The organism is Jatrophihabitans fulvus (assembly GCF_054781375.1).
On record NZ_BAAGUN010000007.1, the window covers coordinates 207320 to 227720 of the forward strand.

The 20401-nt window shown below is 72.1% G+C and carries 18 protein-coding genes; 11 read left to right on the forward strand and 7 right to left on the reverse strand.

The annotated features are described in order from the left end of the window. The first annotated feature begins 45 nt into the window (after positions 1-45). Complete coding sequence (groL, locus tag ACYVP9_RS20565; protein WP_460606818.1) at positions 46-1695, forward strand: molecular chaperone GroEL; 1650 nt, start codon at positions 46-48, stop codon at positions 1693-1695. 101 nt (positions 1696-1796) lie between these two features. On the opposite strand, the gene ACYVP9_RS20570 is transcribed toward groL, so the two are convergent. Further along, the gene (locus ACYVP9_RS20570) at positions 1797-2123 is read right to left on the reverse strand and encodes a WhiB family transcriptional regulator (protein WP_460606819.1); all 327 of its coding nucleotides are present in this window, start codon (positions 2121-2123) and stop codon (positions 1797-1799) included. 248 nt (positions 2124-2371) lie between these two features. Next, a complete protein-coding gene (locus ACYVP9_RS20575; protein WP_460606820.1) occupies positions 2372-2752 on the reverse strand; it encodes a DUF5319 domain-containing protein in 381 nt (126 codons plus the stop codon). 240 nt (positions 2753-2992) lie between these two features. Between ACYVP9_RS20575 and ACYVP9_RS20580 the strand changes: the two genes are divergently transcribed. The 3 genes from ACYVP9_RS20580 to ACYVP9_RS20590 all read left to right on the forward strand — a co-directional run bounded on the left by ACYVP9_RS20580 (position 2993) and on the right by ACYVP9_RS20590 (position 8110). After that, on the forward strand, positions 2993-5539 hold the full coding sequence (locus ACYVP9_RS20580) for a radical SAM protein (RefSeq protein WP_460606821.1): 2547 nt from the start codon (positions 2993-2995) through the stop codon (positions 5537-5539). Positions 5540-5587: 48 nt separating this feature from the next. Then, complete coding sequence (guaB, locus tag ACYVP9_RS20585) at positions 5588-7111, forward strand: IMP dehydrogenase (RefSeq protein WP_460606822.1); 1524 nt, start codon at positions 5588-5590, stop codon at positions 7109-7111. 105 nt (positions 7112-7216) lie between these two features. Next, positions 7217-8110, forward strand: coding sequence for a hypothetical protein (locus ACYVP9_RS20590; RefSeq protein WP_460606823.1), 894 nt, complete (start codon positions 7217-7219; stop codon positions 8108-8110). 5 nt (positions 8111-8115) lie between these two features. Here the strand turns inward: ACYVP9_RS20590 and ACYVP9_RS20595 are convergent, their stop codons facing one another. Both ACYVP9_RS20595 and ACYVP9_RS20600 read right to left on the reverse strand, forming a co-directional pair. After that, positions 8116-8772 carry a transcriptional regulator gene (locus tag ACYVP9_RS20595; protein ID WP_460606824.1) on the reverse strand — a complete coding sequence of 219 codons (657 nt, stop codon included), beginning with the start codon at positions 8770-8772 and terminating at the stop codon, positions 8116-8118. 133 nt (positions 8773-8905) lie between these two features. Beyond that, positions 8906-10393 (reverse strand): GAF domain-containing protein, encoded by a 1488-nt coding sequence (locus ACYVP9_RS20600; protein ID WP_460606825.1) that lies wholly within the window; start codon positions 10391-10393, stop codon positions 8906-8908. A 233-nt stretch (positions 10394-10626) separates the two neighbouring features. Here ACYVP9_RS20600 and ACYVP9_RS20605 point away from each other — a divergent pair, with 233 nt between their 5' ends. After that, positions 10627-11742 carry a GuaB3 family IMP dehydrogenase-related protein gene (locus ACYVP9_RS20605; RefSeq protein ID WP_460606826.1) on the forward strand — a complete coding sequence of 372 codons (1116 nt, stop codon included), beginning with the start codon at positions 10627-10629 and terminating at the stop codon, positions 11740-11742. After that, positions 11739-12740 (forward strand): LLM class oxidoreductase, encoded by a 1002-nt coding sequence (gene fgd, locus ACYVP9_RS20610; protein ID WP_460606827.1) that lies wholly within the window; start codon positions 11739-11741, stop codon positions 12738-12740. The genes ACYVP9_RS20605 and fgd overlap by 4 nt, the downstream gene beginning before the upstream one ends. A 114-nt stretch (positions 12741-12854) precedes the next feature. On the opposite strand, the gene ACYVP9_RS20615 is transcribed toward fgd, so the two are convergent. Next, entirely contained in the window at positions 12855-13817 is a 963-nt protein-coding gene (locus ACYVP9_RS20615; protein WP_460606828.1) for a sensor histidine kinase, read from the reverse strand. Between the two features lie 98 nt (positions 13818-13915). Next, positions 13916-14908, reverse strand: a complete 993-nt coding sequence (locus ACYVP9_RS20620; protein WP_460606829.1) for a magnesium transporter CorA family protein — start codon at positions 14906-14908, stop codon at positions 13916-13918. A gap of 62 nt (positions 14909-14970) precedes the next feature. On the opposite strand from ACYVP9_RS20620, the gene ACYVP9_RS20625 reads away from it, so the two are divergent. The 5 genes from ACYVP9_RS20625 (at position 14971) to ACYVP9_RS20645 (ending at position 20175) form a co-directional block, all read left to right on the forward strand. Next, a complete protein-coding gene (locus ACYVP9_RS20625) occupies positions 14971-15867 on the forward strand; it encodes an oxidoreductase (RefSeq protein ID WP_460606830.1) in 897 nt (298 codons plus the stop codon). 20 nt (positions 15868-15887) lie between these two features. Next, a complete protein-coding gene (gene guaA, locus ACYVP9_RS20630) occupies positions 15888-17438 on the forward strand; it encodes a glutamine-hydrolyzing GMP synthase (RefSeq protein ID WP_460606831.1) in 1551 nt (516 codons plus the stop codon). Then, on the forward strand, positions 17435-18076 hold the full coding sequence (locus tag ACYVP9_RS20635) for an HAD family hydrolase (RefSeq protein ID WP_460606832.1): 642 nt from the start codon (positions 17435-17437) through the stop codon (positions 18074-18076). Before guaA ends, ACYVP9_RS20635 begins: the two co-directional genes overlap by 4 nt. A gap of 126 nt (positions 18077-18202) precedes the next feature. Continuing rightward, positions 18203-19654, forward strand: coding sequence for a pyruvate, phosphate dikinase (locus tag ACYVP9_RS20640; RefSeq protein ID WP_460606833.1), 1452 nt, complete (start codon positions 18203-18205; stop codon positions 19652-19654). An 11-nt stretch (positions 19655-19665) separates the two neighbouring features. Beyond that, positions 19666-20175 carry a hypothetical protein gene (locus tag ACYVP9_RS20645; protein ID WP_460606834.1) on the forward strand — a complete coding sequence of 170 codons (510 nt, stop codon included), beginning with the start codon at positions 19666-19668 and terminating at the stop codon, positions 20173-20175. A 12-nt stretch (positions 20176-20187) separates the two neighbouring features. On the opposite strand, the gene ACYVP9_RS20650 is transcribed toward ACYVP9_RS20645, so the two are convergent. Continuing rightward, positions 20188-20370 carry a hypothetical protein gene (locus ACYVP9_RS20650; protein WP_460606835.1) on the reverse strand — a complete coding sequence of 61 codons (183 nt, stop codon included), beginning with the start codon at positions 20368-20370 and terminating at the stop codon, positions 20188-20190. Positions 20371-20401: the final 31 nt, after the last annotated feature.

A 20401-nucleotide genomic window follows, 5' to 3' on the forward strand; every position in this document is an offset into this window, starting at 1 on the left:
GGGGCGCTGCGGTTGTGCCCCCAGTCAGTCCCGGGAAGGAATCAGATGCCCAAGACCCTCAGCTTCGACGAGGACGCTCGTCGTGCGCTCGAGCGCGGCGTCGACAAGCTCGCGAACGCGGTCAAGGTGACGCTCGGCCCCAAGGGCCGCAACGTCGTGCTCGCCAAGTCCTACGGCGCGCCGACCATCACCAACGACGGCGTCACCATCGCGCGCGACGTCGAGCTCGACGACCCCTACGAGAACCTCGGCGCGCAGCTGGCGAAGTCCGTCGCGACCAAGACCAACGACGTGGCCGGTGACGGCACCACCACCGCCACCGTGCTCGCGCAGGCGCTCGTCAACGCCGGCCTCAAGAACGTGGCCGCCGGCGCCAACCCCACCGCCCTCAAGCGCGGCATGGACGCCGCCGTCGAGGCCGTGTCGAAGGCCCTCGACGACGCCGCCCAGGACGTCGACGACGAGAAGGAGATCGCGAACGTCGCGACGATCTCCGCGCAGGACGCCACGATCGGCCAGCTCATCGCCGAGGCGTTCACCAAGGTCGGCAAGGACGGTGTCATCACCGTCGAAGAGGCCCAGACGATGAACACGGAACTCGAGTTCACCGAGGGCATGCAGTTCGACAAGGGCTACATCAGCCCCTACTTCGTCACCGACCCCGAGGCGGGCGAGGCGGCGTTCGACGACCCGTACCTGCTCATCACGACGCAGAAGATCTCGTCGGTCTCCGACCTGCTGCCCATCCTCGAGAAGGTGGCCGAAGCGGGCAAGCCGCTGGTGCTCATCGCCGAGGACGTCGACGGCGAGGCGTTGTCGACGCTGGTCGTCAACTCGATCCGCAAGACGTTCACCGCCGTCGCGGTGAAGGCGCCGTTCTTCGGCGACCGCCGCAAGGCGTTCCTGCAGGACCTCGCCATCGTCACCGGCGCCGATGTCGTGGCGCCCGAGGTCGGCCTCAAGCTCGACCAGATCACCATGGACTCGCTCGGCCGGGCCGGCCGCATCGTCGTCACCAAGGACACCACCACGGTGACCCACGGTTCGGCGGCGCAGAGCGAGATCGACGCGCGGGTCGCGCAGATCCGCCAGGAGATCGAGCAGACCGACTCCGACTGGGACCGCGAGAAGCTGCAGGAGCGGCTGGCCAAGCTGGCCGGCGGCGTCGGCGTCATCAAGGTCGGCGCGGCCACCGAGGTCGAGCTCAAGGAGCGCAAGCACCGCATCGAGGACGCCATCTCGGCGACCCGCGCGGCCATCGAGGAGGGCATCGTCGCCGGCGGCGGCGCCGCCCTCGTGCACGCGGCCGACGCGCTCGACAAGGACCTGAAGCTGTCCGGCGACGAGGCGACCGGTGTGGGCATCGTCCGCTCCGCGCTCGTCGAGCCGCTGCGCTGGATCGCGTCCAACGCCGGCGAGGAGGGCTACGTCGTCGTCTCCAAGGTGCGCGAGCTCAAGAAGAACCACGGCCTGAACGCCGCGACCGGCGAGTACGGCAACCTGCTCAAGGCCGGCGTCGTCGACCCGGTCAAGGTCACCAAGGCCGCGCTCGCGAACGCGGCGTCGGTCGCCTCGCTGGTGCTCTCGACGCAGTCGGCGATCGTCGACAAGCCCGAGGAGCCGGAGCACGACCACGGCGGCCACGGCCACTCGCACGGCCACGGACACGGCCACTCGCACGGTCCGGGGTTCTAGTCCGGCCTCTCCGCGACTTTTCTGTTGTCGTTGCGGTGACCATTGAGGGTGACCTCGACGCTGTTGCCTACGGGTTCCAGCGCGAGGTCACCCTCAGGCGGTTAAGCAGGCTGCTTGGCGGCGGCGGGCTGCTCGGGTCGGCGGCCCATGGCCGTCTGCTGCGCCAGCAGCCGCTCGCGCTCGTCGACCGACATGCCGCCCCACACGCCGTAGGGCTCGCGGGCGGCGAGCGCCCAGCGCAGGCAGTTCTGCACGACCGGGCACCCGGAGCAGACGGCCTTCGCGCGCATCTCGCGGCGGGCGCGCGACGGGCCGCGCTCGTTCTCGGGATGGTAGAAGGTGGCCGTGTCGCTGCCGCGGCACGCGGCGCGCAGCTGCCAGTCCCAGTCGCCCTCACGCAGCGGCGGAAGTCGTCGAATCTCGGCCATCGTCATCGTCCTCCGGGATCAGGCGCCGGCCACCCTCCTGGCCGGTCAGTTGCCTGGTTCAAAGAACGGATACCCCAAAGGTGACGCCAACACACGCTTTTAACACATCGAGTTGCGGTCGATGTGAAGTCGGGGTAGCGAGGCTACTCGTCGGTACGTCCGGGTACGCCCGATTGGCCCGGTGCACATGGTGCGAATCGGGCAGGGTTCGACCGAGGTGTAGTTGCTACGCGAACTAGTGCGTGAGGTCAGCGACGCTCGGCGGCGGCCGCGAGGGCGTCCGTCCACCCGCGGGCGTAGTCCCAGCTGACGTAGGCGTCCGGGTCCGGGGCGAACGCCGGCTCGTGCACGTGGGTGCGGCCCTCGCCCAGCAGGGCGCGCAGGTTGGCGGCCATGAGGTCCCACCCGAAGTAGTGCTGCTCGCCGCAGTCGCCGCAGTCGACGAAGATGCCCTCGACGCCCTCGGGCTCGAGCGCGGCGCGGAAGGCGGCCAGTTCGGCGAGGTCGGCCTCGACATCGGCGCGCTCGTCGTCGCTGAGCGGTGCCGGGGGCTCGTCGTCGTCGAGCAGGCCGGCGGGGTCGTCCGGGTCGCCGAGGAACGGGTCCAGGGGACCCTCGTCCGAGTTCATGGCGGGGTTCATCGCTCGCTCACGACCGGCATCCCGGTGTCGGCAGGCTCCTCACGGCGTCCACGGTAGAACCCCCGGGCCCGTCCGCGCCAACCGGCGGTCGCTGCTGGGCACAGCGGCGGCGGTTGAGTACCGTCGGACCCGCACCGGCCCGGACGGGGAGTCCGTCCGCACGAGGGCCGCTGCACCCCGCATCGTCGCCGGCGGAAGTCGCCCGCAGCCTTCTCCCGAGGACGCACCGTGACTTCCGACCTGCCCCATGGCCTCCGCCGTGCCCTGCGCCGTGCCCGAGACGGCGTCGCCCTCGACGCCGGCGAGGCCGAGATCCTGCTCGGCGCCCGCGGCGACGCCCTCGCCGACCTCTGCGCCAGCGCCTCCCGCGTCCGCGACCAGGGGCTCGAGGCCGCCGGACGTCCGGGGGTGGTCACCTACTCGCGCAAGGTGTTCGTGCCGCTGACGCGGCTGTGCCGCGACCGCTGCCACTACTGCACGTTCGCCACCACGCCGCACCGCGTGCCGTCGGCGTTCCTGTCGCCGGACGAGGTGCTCGAGATCGCGACGCAGGGTGCCGCGCTCGGGTGCAAGGAGGCGCTGTTCACCCTCGGCGACCGGCCCGAGGAACGCTGGCCCGCGGCCCGCGAATGGCTCGACGCGCACGGCTACGACTCGACGCTCGCGTACGTGCGCGCGATGGCGATCCTGGTGCTCGAGCGCACGGGCCTGCTGCCGCACCTCAACCCCGGCGTCATGAGCTGGCAGGAGCTGCAGCGGCTCAAGCCGGTGGCCCCGTCGATGGGGATGATGCTGGAGACGACGTCGCGGCGACTGTTCGAGGAGCGCCACGGTGCCCACTTCGGCTCGCCCGACAAGGACCCCGACGTGCGGCTGCGCGTGCTCGAGGACGCCGGCCGCTCCAACGTGCCGTTCACCACCGGCATCCTCATCGGCATCGGCGAGACGCCGGCCGAGCGGGTCGACTCGCTGTTCGCGATCCGCCGCGTCGCGCGGGCGTACGGCGGCGTGCAGGAGGTCATCGTCCAGAACTTCCGCGCCAAGCCCGACACCGCGATGGCGCGGATGCCCGACGCGGAGCTCGCCGACCTCGCCGCCACCGTCGCGGCGGCCCGGTTGCTGCTCGGCCCGCGGGTGCGCATCCAGGCGCCGCCGAACCTGATCGGCGACGAGTTCCGGCTGCTGCTGGACTCCGGCATCGACGACTGGGGCGGCGTCTCGCCGCTCACGCCCGACCACGTGAACCCCGAGCGGCCGTGGCCGCAGATCGACGAGCTGGCCCGCCGCAGCGCCGAGGCCGGGTTCACCCTGCGCGAGCGGCTCACCGTCTACCCCGACTACGTCACCGCGGGCGAGCCCTGGCTCGACCCCCGCGTGATGCCGCACGTGGCGGCGCTCGCGCAGCCGGACGGGCTCGCCCGCGAGGACGCCGAGATCGTCGGACGGCCGTGGCAGGAGCCCGAGGAGGGGTGGGGCACCTCGACCGGGCGCACCGAGCTGCACACGCAGATCGACACCGACGGCCGTACCGACGACCGCCGCGGCGACTTCGACAGCGTCTACGGCGACTGGGCCGCCGTCGCCGACGAGGCGAAGCGGACGTCCGCCCCCACGCGCCTGGACGCCGATGTGGCGGCCGCACTGCGCAGCGCCGAGGCCGACCCGTCCGGCGTCTCCGACGAGCACGCCCTCGCCCTGCTGCACGCCGACGGCCCCGAGCTCGACGCCGTCGCCGCGCTCGCCGACGCGCTGCGCGCCGACGCCGTCGGCGGCGACGTCACCTACGTCGTGAACCGGAACATCAACTTCACCAACGTCTGCTACACCGGCTGCCGCTTCTGTGCGTTCGCGCAGCGGCGGACGGACGCCGACGCCTACACGCTGTCGGTCGACGAGGTGGCGACCCGCGCCCGCGAGGCGTGGGAGCTCGGCGCCACCGAGGTGTGCATGCAGGGCGGCATCCACCCCGACCTGCCGGGCACGGCGTACTTCGACATCGTCCGCGCCGTGAAGGCGGCCGTCCCGGACATGCACGTGCACGCGTTCAGCCCGATGGAGGTCGTCAACGGCGCGTCGCGGACGGGGCTGTCGATCCGCGAGTGGCTCACCGAGGCCCGCGCCGCCGGGCTCGACTCCATCCCGGGCACGGCCGCCGAGATCCTCGACGACGACGTGCGCTGGCTGCTGACGAAGGGCAAGCTGCCGGCGTCGGCGTGGATCGAGGTGATCACGACCGCGCACCAGGTGGGCCTGCGGTCGAGTTCGACGATGATGTACGGCCACGTCGACAACCCGTCCCACTGGCTCGGGCACCTGCGCACGCTCGCGCGCATCCAGGACGAGACCGGCGGGTTCACCGAGTTCGTCGGGCTGCCGTTCATCCACACCAACGCGCCGCTCTACCTCGCCGGCGTCGCCCGGCCCGGCCCGTCCGCCCGGGACAACCGCGCGGTGCACGCGGTCGCGCGCATCCTGCTGCACGGGCGCATCGACAACATCCAGTGCTCCTGGGTGAAGCTCGGCGTCGACGGCTGCCGTGAGGTGCTCACCGGCGGGGTCAACGACCTGGGCGGCACGCTGATGGAGGAGACGATCAGCCGGATGGCGGGCTCGCAGCACGGCTCGGCCAAGACCGTCGCCCAGCTGCACGAGATCGTCGCGGCGCTGCCCGGACGGACGGTCCGTCAGCGCCTCACCGACTACGGCACGGTGCCGGACGAGCGGCTCGCGGCAGCGGCGCGCTTCACGGGGACGCTGCCCAGCCTCGCCGGCTGAGCGGCGCTGTCTACCCTGGGAGACACCCTTCGACCCGCGGAGCGCGACGTGACCATCCCCGAGACCGAGGCCGACGGCCTGCCCGCCAAGTTCGCGGCGGTCGGACTCACCTACGACGACGTGCTGCTGGTGCCGGGCGAGACCGACGTGGTGCCCGCCGAGGTCGACCCGTCCGCCCGGCTCACCCGCGACATCCGCATCTCGATCCCGCTGCTGTCGGCGGCGATGGACACCGTCACCGAGTCGCGCATGGCGATCGCGATGGCCCGCGAGGGCGGTCTCGGCGTGCTGCACCGCAACCTCTCGATCGAGGACCAGGCCCGCCAGGTCGACCTCGTGAAGCGCACCCAGACCGGCCTGATCCCCAACCCCGTCACCATCGGTCCGGACGCCACCCTCGAGCAGCTCGACGCCGTCTGCGGCGAGTACCGCATCTCGGGGCTCCCGGTCGTCGACGGCGACCAGCGGCTGCTCGGCATCATCACCAACCGCGACCTGCGCTTCGTGCCCGTCGGCGAGTGGGCGACCACCAAGGTCGACGAGGTCATGACGTCGATGCCGCTCATCACCGCGCCCGTCGGCATCGCCCACGACGACGCCACCGCGATCCTGCGGCAGCACAAGCGCGAGCGCCTGCCGCTGGTCGACGAGCAGGGCCGGCTCGCCGGCCTCATCACCGTCAAGGACTTCGTGAAGTCCGAGCAGTTCCCCAACGCGGCCAAGGACGCCCACGGCCGCCTGCTCGTCGGCGCGGCCATCGGGTACTTCGGCGACGCCTGGGAGCGCGCCACGACGCTCGTCGACGCCGGAGTGGACGTTCTCGTCGCCGACACCGCGCACGGCCACGTGCGGCTGCTGCTCGACATGGTGGCCCGGCTGAAGTCCGACCCCGCCACGAAGCACGTGCAGGTCATCGGCGGCAACGTCGCCACCCGCGCCGGCGCGCAGGCGTTCGTCGACGCGGGCGCCGACGCCGTCAAGGTCGGTGTCGGACCCGGCTCGATCTGCACCACCCGCGTCGTCACCGGCGTCGGCGCACCGCAGGTCACCGCCGTGTACGAGGCCTCGCTGGCGTGCAAGCCCGCCGGCGTGCCCGTCATCGCCGACGGCGGGCTGCAGTACTCCGGCGACATCGCGAAGGCCATCGTCGCGGGCGCCGACACCGTGATGGTGGGCTCGCTGCTCGCCGGCTGCGACGAGTCGCCGGGCGAGCTGATCTTCGTCAACGGCAAGCAGTACAAGGCCTACCGCGGCATGGGTTCGCTCGGCGCGATGAGCTCGCGCGGCAAGAAGTCGTACTCCAAGGACCGCTACTTCCAGGCCGAGGTCACCAGCGACGACAAGCTCGTGCCCGAGGGCATCGAGGGACGCGTCGCCTACCGCGGCCCGCTCTCGGCGGTCGTCCACCAGCTCGTCGGCGGGCTGCGGCAGTCGATGTTCTACGTCGGCGCCCGCACCACCGAGGAGCTGTCGCAGAAGGGGCGGTTCATGCGCATCACGCAGGCCAGCCTCAAGGAGTCGCACCCGCACGACATCCAGATGACGGTCGAAGCGCCCAATTACAGCGCCTGAGCCCGATTTCTTCCCCGCACCGCGGGCCCTTCCGCCGTGGTGCGGCGACGACGCGGCGCGCCACGATTCCGGTGACCACCCCCACCGGATCGAGGAGCGACCGTCGTGACCGGCTACCCGGCAACGCTGACCAACAAGTCGTGGCAGAAGAACAAGGGCCTGCTCGCAAAGGCCAAGCCGACCGGGATCGGCGAGGCGCTCACCGCGCTCGAGAAGGCCTACGCCGGCAGCGGCTTCAGCGTCGACCCCGCCAAGCTGGGCTCGGAGACCGCCGACCCGAAGGCGTTCGAGAAGAAGTTCGACGCCTACACCAAGACCCTCGAGGCGCACGCGAAGAAGCTGAACGCGGCGGCGGCGGGCGAGGTGGGCAAGCGCACGACGGCGGCCGAGAAGACGTTCGCGAAGGACAAGGCCGTGCTGACCGAGCTCGGGAAGCTGCAGAAGGAGCTGATCGACTTCGGCAAGGCGCTGGAGCCGAACGGCCGGATCACCAAGGAGCTGAAGGCGCAGGTGCTCGCCGCGTTCGCGAAGGCGATCAGGGCGAACCGGGCCTACGACCAGGTGGTCACGAAGCGGCTCGGCAGTTCGACCGAGAACCACCGGCAGACCGTGATCAAGGAACTCCGCGAGCTGTGGGACACCCCGACCGTCGCCAAGGTGCACGAGCTCTGGGGTTCCGACGGATCAGCGCGCACGCTGCGCACCACGCCGATCCTGTGGGATCAGGTGCTGCGCAAGGAGTTCCCGGTGACCACGGCCGCCATCCTCAACGGCAGCGCCAACACCAAGTACCGGATGAGTCTCGACTGGGTCGAGGACGTCGGTGACGAGCCCGGCTCGAAGGCCTCGAAGCGCATCACGAAGATGATGGAGCAGATGGACGAGACCACGGCCGTGCGGAAGATGTGCAAGGAGTACCTCGCAAGCGTCCGCGAGTACACCCAGTTCTGCTCCGACATCGACACGCTGGAGTCGCTGCTGCGCAAGTACTCCGCCTGACGCGGCTACTCCTTCAGGTTCGCCCCGAAGACGGCGGCCTGGGTGCGGCGCTGCATGCCGAGCTTGGCCAGCAGGCTCGACACGTTGTTCTTGACGGTCTTCTCGGCAAGGAACAGCCGCTCGCCGATCTGCCGGTTGGTGAGACCCTCGGCGATGAGCGCGAGGATCTTGCGCTCCTGCGCGTTGAGCGACGCCAGTCGGGCGTCCTCCTGCTTGCCCTCGCGGATGCGGCGCAGCACGCGGTCGGTGACCGACGGGTCGAGCAGCGACTGCCCGGCCGCGACCTGGCGGACGGCGTCGATGAGGTTGGTGCCGCGGATCTGCTTGAGCACGTAGCCGGCGGCGCCCGCGAGCACCGCCGCGAAGATCGCCTCGTCGTCGTCGTAGGAGGTGAGGATCAGACAGCGGACGTTCGGCTGCTCCTCCCGGACGGTGCGGCAGACCTCGATGCCGCTGCCGTCGGGCAGACGGCCGTCGAGGATGGCGACGTCGGGGCTGACGGCGGGGATGCGGCGCAGCGCCTCGGCGACGGTGCCGGCCTCGCCGACCACCTCGAAGTCCTCCACGCCGTTGAGCAGTTCGGCGAGCCCGCGGCGCACGATCTCGTGGTCGTCGAGCAGGAAGATGCGGGTGACCGACGCGGGGCTCTCCGCTGCCGTCATATGTGGGTGCTCCCTCGGGGGTGGGCGGCTGCCACGGCAGCGTCCAGCTGGATCTCTGACCGGATTCCTGACTGAACGGTAGCCAGGCGGGCCGACGCTGTCGACGCGGGGCCGCTGTCGCATGGGCGACGCATCACGCCCGGGGGGCGCCGCCGTCGTCCCGAGGCGTCATCGTCACCCGCGGACCGGCGGGGGTGTCGGACGGCGCGCGCAGCGCCAGCACCTGCTCGCGGATCTGTTCGATCGTCTCGTCGAGCTCGTCCACGCAGCGCTGCAGCCGTGCCTGCTCGGCCCCCGCCAGCCCGGCGGACGTGAGCGACTGCAGGCTCGCGCCGGTGGCGAACAGCCGCTGCACGACGGTGTCGTGCAACTCGCGGCTGAGGTCGTGGCGCACCTGCAGCAACCGCAGTCGCTCGGTGTCGGTGCGGGCCTCGTCGAGGTCCAGGGCGATGGAGACCTGATCGGCGTACCCGCGCAGCATGTCGAGGTCGGCCTGCCGGAACGGCCTGCGTTCGGCCCGGCGCACGAGCACCAGCGTGGCGCCGAACCCGCGGTGGTCGGTGAGCGGTGCCGCCATCAACGCTCCGAAGGCGTCGGCCAGCGGGTGTCCGTCGGGCAGCAGGCCGGCGACCGAGGGGCGCACGAACGCCGTCGGCCGCCCGAGCAGGCGGGCCAGGCCGGTGTCGCCCGCCGCGTAGGTGCGCTCGGCGAACGCGTCCGCGTCGTCGCCGAGCGCGACCACGACGCGCAGCGTGCCGTCCGCCTCGGGGCGCAGCAGCAGGCCCAGGTCGGCCTCGGCGGCGGTGGTCGCCTCGACCGCGGCCGTCGCGAGCGGCGAGTCGATGCCGGACGCGCACGCCGAGCTCCCGGACACCGCGCCGGACACCGCGCCGGACGTCGGGCCGGACATCAGGTGCGCGCTCACGTCGGCTTCCTCGGCGGGGGCGGCGAGCAGCGCCCGTGCGACCTCGCCGGACGCGCGCAGCCAGTGACGGCTGCTCAGGGCGTCGGCGAGCAACCGCGAGTTCGCGATCGCCGAGCCCGCGGTGATCGCCAACGACTGCACGAGCTCCTCGTCGTCGACGCCGAACGCGGACGGGCGGGGGTCGCTGAGGTACAGGTCGCCGAACAGCTCGCCCCGCACCCGGATGGGCACGCCCAGGAAGCTGCGGATGAGCGGGAACCCCTCGGGCAGGTCGTCGGCGTCGCCGAGGTCGAAGCCGAGGTCGAACGGGTCGTCGCCCTCGGCGTCGGCGCCGTGCAGGTCGTCGATGCGGACGGCCCCCTCGGCCTCGTGCATCGCCCGCCGCAGCGCCGCCCGCGGCAGCGTCCCGTTCTCGGCCAGCGCGATCGCGGCGCCCTCCAGACCCCGGTGCACGAAGCGCTCGAGCCGGCCGTCCTCGCCGATCACGCCGATGCCGCCGTACCGCGCGCCGACCAGCTCGCAGGCCGTCCCGACGACGCGACCGAGCAGGTCGCCCAATTCCAGGTCGCCCGTGATGAGGGACTGCGCCTCGAGCAACCGGCGCAGACGCGCGGCCTCGGTGGCGGGGTGGGACACGGGATGCTCCGGGTGGCGCGGGTGGTCGGTGGGGTCGGTCCGGTCGGGCAGAGCGATCATCGGGGGTGGGCCCTCAGGCTGCTCGGTCGAGGTCGGGCGGGATCGGGCGGGTCGGGCGAGGTCGCACCGAGGTTAAGTGCGCGTGAGTCAAGCGTGGGTGACGTCCCGGGGCGGCCCTGCACGAATACGACCCCGGCCGCCGAGTCCAAGGTCCCGACTCGTCGGCGCGTCTCCGGACAGGTGCGGGCGGGCGTGCGCGCGGTCCCGTGGCGCGGTGCGGCAGACTCGTCACCATGCCCGAGACAGTCGAGATCGGCCTGGGCCGCAGCGCCCGCCGCGGCTACCACCTGAGCGAGATCGCCCTCGTGCCCACGCGCCGCACCCGCGGGTCGGGGGTGGTCTCGACGACGTGGCAGATCGACGCGCTCGGCTTCGACCTGCCGTTCGTCGCCGCGCCGTCCGACGCCACCGTCTCGCCCGACACGGCCGTCGAGATCGACCGGCTCGGCGGGCTCGCCGTGCTGGACGGCGAAGGGCTGTGGACCCGCTACGAGGACGCCGCCGCGGAGCTGGACCGGCTCGGCAGCGACACCACCGACCTGCAGCGCGTGTACGCCGCCCCGGTGCAGCCCGACCTGCTGCGCGCCCGCATCAAGCAGTTGCGGTCGTCGGGGGCCCGGGTGGCCGTCCGGCTCTCGCCGCAGCACACGGCCGAGCTGGCGCCCCACGCCGTCGCCGAGGGCGTCGACCTGCTGGTCATCCAGGGCACCGTGATCTCGGCCGAGCACGTCGTCAGCGAGAGCGTCCCTGGGCTCAACCTCAAGACCTTCATCGCCGACCTCGACATCCCGGTGCTCGTGGGCGGGGTGAGCAACTACCAGACCGCGCTGCACCTCATGCGCACCGGCGCGGCCGGCGTGATCATCGGCTACGGCGCCCACCTCGGGTCGACGACGCACTCGATGCTGGGCATCGACGTCCCCATGGCCACCGCCCTGGTCGACGCCGCCGCGGCGCGGCGCGACTACCTCGACGAGACCGGCGGACGGTACGTGCACCTCGTCGCCTACGGCGACACCGCCACCGGCGGCGAGATCGCGAAGGCGCTGGCCTGCGGCGCGGACGCGGTCATGCTCGGCGAGCCGCTGGCCACCGCCGAGGGCGCGCCGGGACGGGGCCGCTACTGGGATCCCACCGCCGCCCACCCGAAGATCCCTCGCTCGAGCGTGGTCGAGCTCGCCGTCGAGCAGGACCGTCCGACGCTCGAGGAGCTGCTGGTCGGCCCCACCTCCGACCCGTCCGGTGAGCGGAACCTGTTCGGCGCCGTCCGCCGGGTCATGGGCAAGTGCGGGTACTCCACCCTCAAGGAATTCCAGAAGACGGAACTGATCGTGACGGGGAATCGATGAGCGACATCAAGTTCGGTTACAAGGCGAGCAACGAGCAGTTCGCGCCGCAGGAGCTGCTCGACTACGGCGTGCTGGCCGAGCAGCACGGGTTCGACTCGGTGTTCGTGTCCGATCACCTGCAGCCCTGGCGCCACGACGGTGGTCACGCCCCGTTCGCGATGACGTGGCTGGGTGCGCTGGGCGCGCGGACGGAGCGGATCACGATCGGCACGTCGGTGCTGACGCCGACGTTCCGCTACCACCCGGCGATCGTGGCGCAGTCGTTCGCGACGCTGGGCTGCCTGTTCCCCGGACGTGTCGTGCTGGGCATGGGCAGCGGCGAGGCGATGAACGAGCAGCCGCTGGGCGTGGAGTGGCCTGACGGCAAGGAGCGGTTCGCCCGCTTCCGTGAGGCGGTCAAGCTGATCCGCGAGCTGTGGCGCGGCGAGCGGGTCAGCTTCGAGGGCGACTACTACACGACCGACAAGGCGACGATCTACGACCGTCCCGAGCAGGAGGTGCCGATCTGGCTGGCCTCCTCCGGCCCGGCCGCGACCCGGTTCGCCGGCCGGCAGGGTGACGGCTGGATCACCACCAGCGGCAAGGACCCGGCGCTCTACACCGACACGTTGATGCCGGCGATCGCCGAGGGCGCGGAGAAGGCCGGCCGCTCGACCTCGGAGATCGACATGATGATCGAGGTCAAGGTCAGCTTCGACCACGACCGCGACAAGGCGATGGAGGCGACCCGGTTCTGGGGCGCGCTGGGGTTGAGTGCGGAGCAGAAGTCCGGCGTCGAGGACCCGGTCGAGATGCAGCGGCTGGCCGACGAGCTGTCGACCGAGCAGACCGCCAAGCGGTTCATCGTCTCGACCGACCCCGACGAGCACGTCGAGCGCATCAAGACCTACCTCGACCTCGGCTTCAACCACCTGGTCTTCCACGCCCCCGGCCCGGACCAGGCCACGTTCCTCGAGCTGTACGGCAAGGAGATCCTGCCCCGCCTGCGGGCGCTGTAGTCCCTGCCTGGCCCCATGGCGGCGTCGCCACCGGCCTGCCTGGCCCCATGGCAGCGTCGCGAACCGGGCCGATCGACGACGCGGTGATGGGGCCAAGCGGCGGGGCGCTCGCGATCAGGCGGCGGCGACGGCCAACCGCGGCAGGGTCAGGGTGAAGGTCGCGCCCTTGCCCGGCTTCGAGCGGACCTCGACGGTGCCGCCGTGCTCGGCGGTCAGCTCGCGGACGATGGCCAGACCCAGCCCGCTGCCGGGCACCCGTCCGGCGCGGGCGGCGTCGGCGCGGTAGTACCGGTCGAAGATGCGGCCCTGCTCGCCGGGCGCGATGCCGGCGCCGGTGTCGCTCACGCCGATGGTGATGCGCCCGTCGTCGGCGTGCGCCCGCACCGTGATCGAGCCGCCCCCGGGCGTGAACTTCACCGCGTTCGACAGCAGGTTGCCGAGCACCCGCTCGAGCTGGACGGCGTTGCCGAGCACCTGCGCGTCGCCGAGGTCGGACTCGAGCCCGAGCCGCAACCCCCGTTCGCGGGCGGTGGGGGCGGTGGCGCGGACGGTCGCCGCGACGACGTCCGCGATGCGCACCGGCTCGTGCCGTCCGGTGTCGGCCGCCCGCAATTCGACGAGGTCGTCCGCGATGGCGTACGCCCGGCGGACGTTCTCCTCGACGACGTCGAGCATCTGCCGCTGGTCGCCGCTGAGCTCGCCGGCGTCACCGGCCTCCAGCAGCTCGACGTACGCGCCGATGGTCGCCAGGGGGTTGCGCAGGTCGTGCGACACGGCCGCGATGAGGTCGGTGTGCCCGCCCGTCGGGGTCGTGGCCAGGTGTCCGGTGACGTCCTCCGTGTCCGCCGTCCGGGGGACGGCGGACGGCGGCTCCACGGCCGCGGGCGGCGGCGCGGCCGCGCCGAGCCGGTAGGCGACGATGACGGCGAGGGCGACGGCGGCGGAGAAGGCGACGACCGCGGGACCCCAGCCGGGTGTGGTGATCTGCACGGTGGCGGCGGCGAGGCCGACGACGGCGAGCAGCACGATGAGCGGCCCGGTGCGTACCGGGCCGTGCTGCTGAGTGCGCCGACCCATGGACCTTCCCTCACCCGCGCGACGCTCGTGCTGTCGTGCTCACGCCAGTGTTACACGCGCGGACGAAGAGACGGCAGAGCCACGCACGCCGGCGGGGGTCAGAACCAGTCGCGGCGTTTGAACGACACGTACAGCGCGGCCGCCGCACCGACGATGATCACCACGCTGAGCCAGAACCCCCACGGCTTCTCGAACCCGGGATAGGGCAGGTTCTGCCCGAACCACCCGGTCACCGCGGTGGGCACGGCGATGATCGCCGCCCAGGCCGTCAGTTTCTTCATGATCGTGTTCATGCGGGTGTCGGCCAGCTGCATGTTGGTCTCGAACACGGTGGTGATCATGTCGCGCAGGTTGTCGGTCCAGTCGGACGCGCGGATCGTGTGGTCGTAGAGGTCCTCGTAGTACGGCGCGAGCTCGGCCATCGCGTCGTCGCCGACGGCGCGGCGCATGACCGTCGCGACCACCTCGCGCATCGGTCCGACGGCGCGACGCACCTGCACCAGCGAGCGGCGCAGCGCGTAGGTGCGCTGCGACACCTCGCGACCCGATCCGGCCTCCTCGTCGAACAGGACGTCCTCCAGCTGCTCCACGTCGTCGTCCAGCGACTGGATCGCCACGAAGAACTGGTCGACGACCTCGTCGAGCACGCCGTGCAGCAGCGCCTTGGTGCCGTACTTCAGCAGCTCGGGGCTCGCGTCCCACCGCGCCACGACCGCGTCGATGTCGACCGCCTCGTCGAGGCGCACCGTGACCAGCGCCTTGTGGGTGCAGAAGACCGAGATGCGCCCGACGGCGATGTCCGTCGCGCTGCCGTGGCACTGCAACGAGTAGGCCGTGATGAACAGGTGCGTCGCGAAGCGGCTCGCCTTCGGACGCTCGCGCGCGGCGAGCGCGTCCTCGACGGCGTGCGGGTCGAGGCTGAGCTCCTCCGCGAGCTGCGCCACGGCGTGGGCGTCCGGGGCGACGAGGTCGGCCCACACGAGGGTGTCCGGCTGCTCGAGGAAGTCGGACACCTGCTCGAACGGGAAGTTCTCGCGTTCGAGCACGCCGTTGCGCCAGACCCGCGTCCGGATCGGTGCCTGCTGCGTCATGAGGCGATTCTGCGCGCCCGTACCTTCGACCGCCCCGAGGGACTCGTACTAGCGTGATCATCGTGGGCTGGACCGCGGACGCACTGCCCGACCTCGGCGGGCGTACCGCCGTCGTCACGGGTGCCAACTCGGGCATCGGGTTCAACGCCGCGCGCGAGCTCGCGGCGCACGGCGCCACCGTCGTGCTGGCCGGCCGCGATGCCGAACGGACGGCGCAGGCCGCGTCCCGCATCGAGGGCAAGGTCGAGGCCGCGGCCCTCGATCTCGCGAGCAGCGCGTCCGTCCGCTCGTTCGCCGACGCGTGGAACCGTCCGCTCGACCTGCTGATCAACAACGCGGGCGTCATGGCCCCGCCGCGGCGAGCCACCACCGAGGACGGTTACGAGCTGCAGTTCGGCGTCAACCACCTCGGCCACTACGTGCTCACCGGGCTGCTGCTGCCCGCGCTGCGCCGCGCGCCGTCCGCGCGCGTGGTCACCGTCGCGTCGCTCGCGCACTTCGGCGGCACGGCCGACGTCCTGGACGGGAACGCCGCCGGCCCCTACGACGGGATGACGGCGTACCGGAACTCCAAGCTGGCCAACGTGCTGTTCGCGCGGCAGCTGCACCGTGAACTGGCCGCGCGCGGCTCGAGCGTCACCTCCACCGCCGCCCACCCCGGCGTCTCGGCGACCAATCTGTTCACCAGCCGCCAGGGCATGGGGGCGAAACGGGTCGTCCGTGCGCTGGCGCCGCTCGTCCTGTCGATCGCCACGCAGTCGTCCGAGGCGGGGGCGCGCGCCACCCTGTACGCGGCCGTCGAGGCCGAGCCCGGGTCGTACACCGGACCGCAGCGCTTCGGCGAGACGCGGGGGCCCGTCGGGCCGGCCCGGCTGTCGTCGCTCGCGCAGGACGACGACCTCGCCCGGCGGCTCTGGACGGTCAGCGAGGAGCTGACCGGCCTGCGCTACCCGTGGTGACCGCTCACTAGGATCGAGCGGTGGACCGAGACCTCGTCCTGGTCGTCGACTACGGCGCCCAGTACGCGCAACTGATCGCCCGCCGCGTGCGCGAGGCGCACGTCTACTCCGAGATCGTGCCCAGCTCGATGCCGGTGCCCGAGATGCTCGCGCGACAGCCGAAGGCGATCATCCTGTCGGGCGGCCCGTCGTCGGTGTACGTCGAGGGCGCACCGCGCACCGACCCGGCGATGTTCGCCGCGGGCGTGCCGGTGTTCGGCATCTGCTACGGCTTCCAGTCGATGACCATGGCGCTCGAGGGCGAGGTCGCGCACACCGGCGGGTCCGAGTTCGGCCGGACGGCGCTGTCGGTCACCGAACCGGGCGTGCTGCTGCGGGGCCTGCCCGCTGCCCAGCAGGTGTGGATGAGCCACGGCGACGCGGTCACCCGTCCGCCGGACGGGTTCACCGTCACCGCCGCCACCGCGGGAGCCCCGGTCGCCGCGTTCGAGGACCTCGAACGCGGCTTCGCCGGTGTGCAGTTCCACCCGGAGGTGCTGCACACCGAGCACGGCCAGGAGATGCTGAAGCGCTTCCTCTACGACATCGCCGGGCTGCGTCCGTCGTGGACCGAGGCCAACATCATCGAGGACCAGCTCGACGCGATCCGCGCCCAGGTCGGTGGCAAGCAGGTCATCTGCGGGCTGTCGGGCGGAGTCGACTCGGCCGTCGCCGCCGCGCTCGTGCAGCGCGCGGTCGGCGACCAGCTGACGTGCGTCTTCGTCGACCACGGACTGCTGCGCGAGGGCGAGGCCGAGCAGGTCGAGCGCGACTTCGTCGCCGCCACCGGCGTGAAGCTCAAGGTGGTGCACGCGACCGGGCAATTCCTCGACGCGCTCGAGGGCGTCAGCGACCCGGAGGAGAAGCGCAAGATCATCGGACGGGAGTTCATCCGCTCGTTCGAGCAGGCGGCGAGCGAGATCGTGGCCGAGAACGAGTCGGTGGAGTTCCTCGTCCAGGGCACGCTCTACCCCGACGTCGTCGAGTCCGGCGGCGGCACCGGCACCGCGAACATCAAGTCGCACCACAACGTCGGCGGGCTGCCCGACGACCTGCAGTTCGCGCTCGTCGAGCCGCTGCGCACCCTGTTCAAGGACGAGGTGCGCCGCGTCGGCGAGCAGTTGGGACTTCCTACCGACCTGGTGTGGCGGCAGCCCTTCCCCGGGCCCGGGTTGGGAATCCGGATCGTCGGGTCCGTGACGGCCGAGCGTCTCGCGATCCTGCGGCGGGCCGACGCGATCGCGCGCGCCGAGCTGTCCGCCGCCGGCCTCGACCGCGACATCTGGCAGTGCCCGGTGGTGCTGCTCGCCGACGTCCGGTCGGTGGGTGTGCAGGGCGACGGCCGCACCTACGGCCACCCCATCGTGCTGCGGCCGGTGTCCAGCGAGGACGCCATGACCGCCGACTGGACCCGCGTGCCGTATGAGGTGCTCGAGCGCATCTCGACCCGCATCACCAACGAGGTGCGCGAGGTGAACCGCGTCGTGCTCGACGTGACGTCCAAGCCCCCGGGCACGATCGAGTGGGAGTGAGCGCGTCCAGCGGCCTGGAAGCCGTCCTGTTCGACTTCGGCGGGGTGGTCGTGGAGGGGCCGTTCGCGGCGTTCACCGCGATCGCCGAGCGGGCCGGGGTGCCGGCGCAGGCGGTACGCGAGATCAACGTCCGCAACGCCGACACGAACGCGTGGGCGCGGGCCGAGCGGGGCGAGCTGACCACCGCGCAGTTCGTCGAGGCGTTCGGTGCGGAGGCGGCCGACCTGGGGCTCGCGCTCCCCGCTCAGGAGATCGTCGACGTGCTGGCCGCGATGTCGCCGCGGCGCGAGCACGCCTACCCGGCGATGCTCGAGGCGATCGACGCCTGCCGGGCGGCCGGATTGCGCACCGCCCTGGTGACCAACAACGTCCGTCCGATGGCGGAGAACCCCGACGGCGCGTGGGTGTTCGACAGCTTCGACACCGTCGTCGAGTCGTGCGTCGAGGGCACCCGCAAGCCGGAGGAGCGCATCTACCGCCTGGCGCTCGACCGGCTGGGGGTGGAGGCGTCCGCCACGGCGATGCTCGACGACCTCGGCATCAACCTGAAGACGGCGCGCGCGCTGGGCATGCGCACGATCAAGGTGATCGACCCCGCCGCGGCCGCCGGGGAGCTCCGGCAGCTCGTCGGAGCCTGACCCGCGCCGTCCGGGACTGGACATGACGGCCCGGCTCGACAACTATGACGTCCTAGCGACTTACAGGGGATCGAGTACAGAAACCCTGGCGGTGGACGTGGCGGTCGAGGCGGAGCGGAGCTGCTCATGGGTCAGTGGTGCATCAACCTGGACGGCTCGACCGTGCCCACCCGCGAGGAGGTGGGCAACAAGGCCCGCGGCATCGCCTTCATGCGCTCGCACGGTCTGCCCGTGCCGCCGGCGTTCGTGCTGCCGACCCACGTCGGCCAGCACCTGACCCCGGACGGCACCGTGCCCGACGAGGTGTGGCGCGAGGTGCTCGACGCGATCGCCGTCCTCGAGAAGGACACCGGCCGCACCTTCGGGGGCAGCGCGTCGCCGCTGCTGGTGTCGGTGCGTTCCGGCGCCGCGCAGAGCATGCCCGGGATGATGGACACCATCCTCAACCTCGGCATCAACCCCGACGTCGAGACCGCGGTGGCCACCGAGACCGGTGACGCCGCCTTCGCTGCCGACACCCACCGCCGCTTCGTCGAGAGCTACGAGAAGACGGTCGGCGTGACCCCGCCGTCCGACGTGCACGAGCAGCTGCGCGGCGCCGTGCACGCCGTGCTGGCGTCGTGGAACTCCGACCGGGCCAAGGCCTACCGCAAGCACCAGAAACTGTCCGACGAGGGCGGCACCGCCGTCACCGTCCAGGCGATGGTGTTCGGCAACCTCAGCGACGACTCCGGCACCGGCGTCTTCTTCACCCGCAACCCCGAGAGCGGATCGTCCGAGGCGTACGGCGAGTTCCTCGTGCGCGGCCAGGGCGAGGACGTCGTGTCGGGTTCGGCCGACCCGCTCGGCCTCGACGACCTCGCCGCCCGCCTGCCCGACGTGCACGCCGAGCTGCTGCGGGTCGGTGACGTGCTCGAGAAGCTGGCCACCGACGTGCAGGACATCGAGTTCACCGTCGAGGCCGGCCGCCTGTACCTGCTGCAGACCCGCAACGCGAAACGGTCCCCGGACGCCGCGCTGCGGCTCGCCGTCGACCTCGTCACCGACGGCCTCATCGACCCGGCCGAGGCGCTGTCGCGGGTGAAGCCGGAGCAGGTCGAGGCGGTGCTGAAGCCGCGGCTCGACCCGGACGCGCGGGCGAACGCCACCGTGCTCGGCAAGGGCGAGCCCGCGTCGCCCGGCATCGCCGCGGGCAAGGTCGTCACCGACCCGCACCTGGCCGTCTTCGAGGCCGAGGACGGGCCTGTGGTGCTCGTCCGCCACTTCACCAGCCCCGACGACGTGCACGGCATGATCGCCGCGCAGGGCATCTGCACCGAGGTGGGCGGCCGCACCAGCCACGCCGCCGTCGTCAGCCGCGAGCTCGGCCGGCCGTGCGTCGTCGGCTGCGGGCCGGGCACGGTCGAGAAGCTCGAGGGCCGCACGATCACCGTCGACGGCACCACCGGCGAGATCTTCGACGGCATCGTGCCGACGGTGAAGCGCGACGCCGCGTCCGACCCGTACGTCGGGCAGCTGCTCGCGTGGGCGAAGGACGCGGGCCACCCGCTCGCCGCGGTCGCGTCCCGGGCCGACTGACCGTGCTCGTCGTGGTCGCGCGCGCCGACGGTGACGCGCTGTCGTGGCGGGGTCGCCGCCACGACGACGACGGACCCGGCGCGGTGACGGGCACGTCCGTCCCCGAGCTGTTCGAGACGGTCTTCACCGCACTGCACGACGGCGAGCAGGTGGCCGTCGGCTTCCCCGCGCCGCTGTGGTCGCACGGGTCCGACTCGCTCGACGGGCCGCACGTCCGCGCGATGTCCGAGCTCGTGACGGAGATCGGACGCTGGCGCCCCTGGACGGTCGTCAGCACGTCGCTGCCGCGCTGGCGCGCCACGACGTCGGTGCTGGTGTGGGAGACCGATCTCGACGACGCGGACGCCGCCGTCGACGCCTTCTTCGCCCTCGTGGCGGCGCACGCCGACCACGGCGGCGAGGACCGCGACGCCGACGTCGTGAACCTGGCCGCGACCGCGGCCGTCCGCTCGGAACTGCAGGCGGACGAGGCGCAGCTGCGCGAGCCGGTGTTACTGGTGAGCGGCTCGGCCGGCGGCTGACAGCAGGGGTGGTCAGCGGCGGCTGAGGAACCACTCGGTCGACATTTGCGCCACCGTGTCGTAGCCGGCGAGGAAGTCGTCCTCGGCGCGACCGGCGTCGAGCGTGCCGTCGCGCAGGCCCTCGAACGCCTCGCGCATGCGCTGCAACGCGCTCTGGTACAGGTCCCGGTCGTCGGGTACGTGTGTGCCCACCACGCCCACGACGCTAGCCGTCAGCTGTACGGGT